Source organism: Stieleria tagensis (assembly GCF_024129865.1).
In the GTDB taxonomy this organism is placed as follows: Bacteria; Planctomycetota; Planctomycetia; order Pirellulales; family Pirellulaceae; genus Stieleria; species Stieleria tagensis.
On the sequence record NZ_JAMYFE010000092.1, the window covers coordinates 42,320 to 49,071 of the forward strand.

Here is a 6,752-nt window from a genome sequence, read left to right on the forward strand (position 1 = left end):
GGTCACGAGGCATCGGCCGGTCTGGACGGGGAATCGATCGTTGCGGGCACCGCGGCCGGCGATTCCATTTTCGGATCAGATTGTGGTTCGGATCGAACTTGGACGGTGACGCCGGGACGGACTTTTTGCAGTCCCTGGACGATGACCTGTTCGCCTTCGTCCAACCCCGAGCGAATCGCCCAATTGGATTCGATACGAAGTCCGACGTCGACATTCTTCCGTTGGACAACGCTATTTTCGTCAACGACCATCACATAGTGTCCCTGTTGGTCCTGGCCGACCGCCGCCTGGGGAACGACGACACGCTGTACCTGGAAGATCATGCTGCCGGACAGAATCACATTGGTCCCGGGCAGTAAAGTTCCGTCGGGGTTGGGGAACCGAATCCGGGCGGAGATGGTCCCCGTGCTAGCGGTTGCCGCGTTGTCCCAGTTTTCGAACACGCCTTGGTGTGCGAAGGGTTTTCCCGACGGCAACAACAAATCCAAAACCAAATCGGGGATGTCCTGTCCGGCCGCTTCCAATTCCTCATGACGGCTGAGGTAATTGAAATACATGTCTTGGTTGACTTGAGCGGTGCCATAGATCGGGTCAAGCCGAACAATTTCGCACAGCGGATCCGGTGAACTGGGTGTGACGTAGTCACCTTTGGCATAGCCGGCGACGCTAATTTTCCCGGCGAAGGGCGCGTGGATCTCAGTCCGTTGCTGATCAAGTTTGGCGCGGTCGATTTCCGATTCAATTTCCATGATCGTCGCGGCAGCAACCTGAGCAGCAGCTTTGGCGGCGTCGTAGTCGGCCAGGGCGATCGCGTCTTTTTCTTTCAACCGTTGCGCCCGCTCCCATTCGCCGTTGGCGTCGGTCAGGTTGGCTTGCGCCTGGGCCATCTTGGACTCCGCCTGTTTCAGCGCCAGCACATAATCGGAATCATCCAATTTGTAGAGCAATTCATCCTTGGCAACGATTTTCCCAGGAATGATGGTCCGCTCTATGACCGTCGCAGAAACGCGTGGGCGAAGCCGCGAGTTTTCAATCGATTCGATGACCCCGGGAACTGTGAATTTCGGCTGGACCGATGTCATTTGCGCCTTGATGACGTCGACCAGTGGCGGCGCAGGCGGCGGTTGCTGGGATGGATCAGTGTCCGATTTGAGCCGATCGCAACCGCTGGCAGATATTAGCAGCGAGAACAACCATCCCAGCCAGACATTGTTTCGCAGCAAGGATTCGACTCGCATTTGACCACCTGTTGAGAGAACCGAAGGTTCAAATTCCGTTGTTGTATTTGCGTTTTCAATTCGCCAGGAGGCCATCGAAATTTAGGCTGGAATCAGATAATACATCCAGGCATTGATTCTCACAGTGACTTTGCTGATCACGTGAAACATCTTTCCGGTTTGCGTGTAGACGGCAACGGTACCAGCGGTCCCCATCGCCAACTGATCGGCCAACGATTCATCATCGAGTCGGAACTTGACAGCCAGATATCCATTCGATCCGATTTCGGTCGCCTTTGGGACTGTGCCGCCCAAACTCAATTGCCCTTCGCCGGTCGCTTCGACAATCGATTCGACAGTGGCCGAAAATATTTCGCCGGGCCGGGTTTTGAATGTCAGCTCGGCGGCGTCGCCCGGCTGCACGTTTTTGGTCAGGTTCTGAGGAAAACTGGCGACGATCAGAACACGACTGGTGTCAACAAATGTTCCCAGCGGCGCCAGCGGAAGCGGCACCGCCATCGTGCCTTCGCGGACCGCCCAGTTGGTGACGAAGCCATCGGCCGGGGCGTAAACGGTGCACTGCTGCAAATCGAATTGGGCATCGGCCAATTCGGCCTTGATACTGGCCGCCGTGTCCTTCGCAGCCCGCTGGCTGATTTTGGCTTGGACGGCGGTCGCGTTGGCTTGGTCGACCGCCGCGCTGGCGGAGTTCAACTGCTGCGTCAGCTGTTGAATCGCAAGTTTGCTAATGGCGTCGGCATTCGTTGCTGCCGTCTCATTGGCCACCGCCAGCTCGGCATCGGCGGCGGCCCGATTGGCCTCGGCTCGTTTCACCGCGGCGTCAGCGGCGATGGCGGCTGCCTCGAGCGCGTCAATATTGAGTTCCGCTGCCTTGAGTCGCTCGCCTATCTGGTCGACGGTGTATTGATAGAGATCGGGCTGGATATCGTACAGTTTGTCCACGCCGGCTTTCAGCGGAGTGTTCGGTTCAGCGTAAATATTGGTGATTGGGCCTTTGACCTGTGAGACCAAGGCGACGGTGTACCTTCCAACAACCAAGCGGTTTGCCATCGGTGAAGAAAAACGCCAGACAATCACGATGGCCCCAATCATCAGCACGCCCAACACCACCATCGCGGCAATGTTGGTGGGTCTGGGACGGATCTTCAAAATTTTGTAGATCAGGATGATCAGCGAAATATACAGAATGGTGACAACAGCAATCACGTTTGATCCTCCGTCCGTTCGGCATCAGCGAGCCGTTTTTCAAGTTCAGCAATCTTGGCATGCAACGTCGCATTTTCACTTGCCAGGGCATCGGCACGGCTGTTGGAAATCAGCGGGTTGGGTGTCGCAGCATGTCCCCAAGAGTCCGAGCGCAACAAAGCCCAGACGAATGCGACCACCCAGCCGAAACCACCCAAAAACAACCCGAACCAACTGAGTGCATTGATCGCTTCCGCTTGGGGGTGATTGCGACGATCTGCAATTTTCTTTGGCAGTGATCCAAGCCAAACAATCATGCCGACTGCGATCGAGCACAGCAGTGCGATAACGAACCATGCAAAATAGGTAGCGCCGTCATACATGACGTTGTTTCTCGTGACCAATTCGTTGCAGGGAAAAAGAGTTTCAGCTGATGAAAGCTGCCAGACGCGGCTGTGTCTGAAATCTTTGATCGAGAGCCGCAGGCATTCTCAGCGTGCTGTACCAGAGCGTACTGCACGCCACGATTGTAGTCCATCATCGCCGAATCGACGACAAGCCCCCCCCAAGTCTGCGATGACCAACCATCGCGTGACTGTCGCAGTTCCGGTCATAACAATTGTGAACGCCGAAGCGGTGAATCAGATTTGCAGCAACGCGAGAAGTCGCAGCGCCCCGCGTGACGCTCCACCACCGGGCTTTCCCGAATCGATGTCTGGGCCTCATTCGCGACGGTGGCGTTGGCCTGTTGCGGAAATGGTACATTGTCCAGCCACATTTCCTCCCCTCCCTGCCAAGTCGCGACTTCCCCTTTACGACCAAAGCGTCAGCCCTCCGTCTTGCACGGCTGCTGAAACGGGGCTGTCGCCCCCATTGTGAATGCAGGAATGAATTCGACCATGATGCCAACATCAAAATACACACTTTCCCAATGGCTGGTTCTGATTCTCATTGTGTTGGCAGGGTTCAAGACCGCTGCCAACGCCGAAACCTATTACGTCGCAACCGATGGCGATGACCGTTTCGAGGGAACCGTCGAACGTCCGTTCGCCACGATCCAGCATGCTCAGCAGCACGTTTCCCCGGGCGACACGGTCTTCATCCGCGGCGGGCGCTATATCATCCAGCCCTTTCAGATTGCGCTCAAGCGACGAATCTGGGCACATGTCATTCGATTGGATAAGAGTGGATCGCCGGGAAAGCGAATTAACTATTGGGCCTATCCAGACGAACAGCCCGTGTTTGATTTTTCGAACGTCAAACCAGCGGGATTGCGCGTCCATGCTTTTTCCGTCAGCGGATCTTGGATTCATCTCAAGGGATTGGAGGTGGTCGGTGTGCAGGTCACGATCAAAAGTCACACCCAATCGATCTGTTTTGCCAATGACGGCAGCCACAACCTGTATGAACAACTGAGCATGCATGACGGCCAGGCAATTGGTCTGTACAGCGTGAAAGGTTCCGACAACCTGTTTCTAAATTGTGATGCCTATCGCAACGACGATCCGGTTTCCGAAGGCGGGCATGGTGGCAACGTTGATGGTTTCGGATGCCATCCAGACAAAGGCAGCACTGGAAATGTCTTTCGCGGATGCCGCGCGTGGTTCAACAGCGATGATGGTTTCGACTGTATCTCCGCGTTTGAATCGGTGACCTTTGAAAACTGCTGGGCATTTTGGAATGGATATTCTCCCGAATTCAAACGCCGCGCTGATGGCAATGGATTTAAAGTCGGTGGCTACGGTTCGCGTTCGGTGAATCGATTGCCTGTTCCAATTCCACGTCATACCACGCGATTCTGTGTCGCGGTGCACAACAAGAACAGTGGCTTTTATGCAAACCATCACATCGGCGGAAGCGACTGGATCAATAACACCGCGTATGCCAACGGCGCCAACTTCAACATGCTCTCGCGGTTAGACGACAACGTCACGGACGTCGATGGGTATGGCCACCTGTTGCGGAACAACTTGAGTCATCGAAGTCGAGCTTTGGTGACCAAGTTGGATCGAACGGCTTGCGATGTCATCGGCAATTCGTTCGACAGCGACATTGAGCTGACCGCGGCTGATTTCCTAAGTTTGGAAGAAAGCCAACTGCTCGGTCCCCGACGGCCTGATGGCGGATTGCCGGAAATGGCGTTTTTGCATCTTGCAGCTGGCAACAGCTTGGTCGATCGAGGTCTGGATCACTGTGGTGCGTTTGTAACCAACGCGGGAGATGCCGCCGGCAAGACACCATTGAAGATCCAGTTTGGGGCGGACCTGACAGTGCCTGGCGCCATGCTGGTCCCGGCCGACCAACACTACGACCCGGCCATCGGGTATGAAGGCGACCCGAACTTTGACGCCACGCACCACAGTTCGTACGGCGCCTATGAATTAGCACACTGTGTGATGACAGGACTCGGTCGGGCCGGAGTCACGTTGGCTGATCATCGAGTACACGACGTCGATGAATTTGATCCCGCAGCGCCCGATCGGTGGACTGAATTTTCCGTGCCGCCCAGCCCAGGCCGCACGAATCTGCGGCCGCTGGGTGATTGATCCCAGCGGCAACTATTTCTTCAAGACATCGGTGCCATAGATCTTGGGATACTTCAGTTCCAGGAACTTGCGGAACTCTGGTCGATTGGCCAACACGCTGGCTCGCTTCTTGGCGGACTTTGCATCGTCGACGCCGATCAATGTCGCGTCGTCGGGCATGATCTGGCTGTCGAATCCGGACAGGTCGGCTGGTTTGACGCCGGCATAGGAAAACGTCGTGTTGGTGTAGGGACTGGGGCGATACTCGCCGACCAGACTGACGTCCAAATCGGCAGTGATTTGGTCTTCCCAGCCACCAGCCCACAGGCAGGCGTTGACCAAGAACCGTCGCGCGTTTTCATCCAACAGATCTTCCGAAGCACCAAACGATGTGTACACGACACGTGCCTGTTTGGTCTCGCCCGAGGGCGCGACATACTCGTCACGGCTCCAACCGGCGTTGACCACCGGCAGCTCGGTCCGCAGTTGATCACTGGGGTGAAAGGTATCCAACACTTGGACTTCCAGCAGCGGAGTCGCGTCGGCCGGCGGCTGTGATTTGTAAGCACCGGAATAGGCGTGAATTGGTCCGACCCCGCGCAGGGTCGGGTGATCCAATGCGGATCCGACAGCAGTGATGCGACTGCCCATCACATGGTTTTGACCGTAATGGCTTTGCCCGTTCTCCTTTTCCCAAGTGTTGCCGAAGACCTGTTTGCCTAAACCACCGGGGTAGTCCGCGCCGCCGTAGTTGTAATTCAACTTGGACCACTTACCGCGTTGTCCGTTGAAACAGTGAGTCGAAGTGCGAACGCCAACGACCGGGCCGCCGCGTTCAAAGTAGTCCGCCAACAAATCAACCTGTTGATCCGGCAGGTTCATGAAGCGTGTGAAGAAGAACAGCATGTCCGCCGTTTTCAGAGCTTCCATGCCCGGCATGTCGCCCGCGCCGGCTTTGATTTCGCCGTTGTCATCCAAACCAAAAATCACCGTGCAGCGAAAACCGAAATGCTTGGCCAGCATCTTCCCCAATTCCGGACAGGTCTGCTCGGATCGATACTCGTGATCGTTCGCAATCAACACGATCTCTTTGCCTTTGCCGAATCCCTTGTCGCCTTCATAGATAAGCGGCTGGAACGAACTGGATTCTTGAGATGTCGTCGGCGTTTGTGGCGAATCGGCCTTGGCGGTAGACGCCAACATCAAAAAGAGGGCCGAAAGAAAATACTTTGTCATAAGTCGCTGTTTCCTGGTCTCTCAAACGGGTGCAGAGTATGGGGCGCCATGATAATTGATTCTGGATTCTGTTGTTTCCACCGCTGCACAATTTCAGCAAGTCGAGATTGGCCATGCGGCGGATTGAACCAACTCCCGTCACTCGGCGACTCAATCGCGCGTGTTCCCCGCCAGCTCTCAATCGCGGAGCGATGTCATTCGTTAGCCAGGGGTGAAACCCCTGGATTTAGGGACGACATACCGCGCAGTCGCGGAGCGACGATATTCTCTACCGCCCCTCCGGGGCTTGTTGATGTTCTTTGACGATCAATGCCTGGGGCTGACGCCACCAGGCTATCAACTCCCGTCGCTCGGCGACTCAATCACGCGTGTTCCCCACCAGCTCTCAATCGCGGAGCGATGTCATTCGTTAGCCAGGGGTGAAACCCCTGGATTTAGGGACGACATACCGCGCAGTCGCGGAGCGACGACATTCTCTACCGCCCCTCCGGGGCTTGTTGATGTTCTTTGACGATCAATGCCTGGGGCTGACGCCACCAGGCTATCAACTCCCGTCGCTCCGCGACTC

5 protein-coding genes are annotated in these 6,752 nt (G+C 55.9%); 1 reads left to right on the top strand and 4 read right to left on the bottom strand.

The genetic code is table 11. The features are described 5' to 3' along the window. Positions 1-2 precede the first annotated feature (2 nt). The 3 genes from NHH03_RS20690 to NHH03_RS20700 form a co-directional block, all read right to left on the bottom strand. Positions 3-1,238, bottom strand: a complete 1,236-nt coding sequence (locus NHH03_RS20690; protein ID WP_253159207.1) for an efflux RND transporter periplasmic adaptor subunit — start codon at positions 1,236-1,238, stop codon at positions 3-5. An 81-nt stretch (positions 1,239-1,319) separates the two neighbouring features. After that, positions 1,320-2,444 (bottom strand): HlyD family secretion protein, encoded by a 1,125-nt coding sequence (locus NHH03_RS20695; RefSeq protein ID WP_253159208.1) that lies wholly within the window; start codon positions 2,442-2,444, stop codon positions 1,320-1,322. Further along, entirely contained in the window at positions 2,441-2,806 is a 366-nt protein-coding gene (locus NHH03_RS20700) for a DUF3302 domain-containing protein (protein ID WP_261364380.1), read from the bottom strand. Before NHH03_RS20700 ends, NHH03_RS20695 begins: the two co-directional genes overlap by 4 nt. A gap of 516 nt (positions 2,807-3,322) precedes the next feature. Between NHH03_RS20700 and NHH03_RS20705 the strand changes: the two genes are divergently transcribed. Further along, the gene (locus tag NHH03_RS20705) at positions 3,323-4,969 is read left to right on the top strand and encodes a right-handed parallel beta-helix repeat-containing protein (RefSeq protein WP_253159212.1); all 1,647 of its coding nucleotides are present in this window, start codon (positions 3,323-3,325) and stop codon (positions 4,967-4,969) included. A gap of 12 nt (positions 4,970-4,981) precedes the next feature. Here NHH03_RS20705 and NHH03_RS20710 read toward each other — a convergent pair whose 3' ends face one another. Next, the gene (locus tag NHH03_RS20710) at positions 4,982-6,184 is read right to left on the bottom strand and encodes a ThuA domain-containing protein (RefSeq protein ID WP_253159214.1); all 1,203 of its coding nucleotides are present in this window, start codon (positions 6,182-6,184) and stop codon (positions 4,982-4,984) included. Positions 6,185-6,752: the final 568 nt, after the last annotated feature.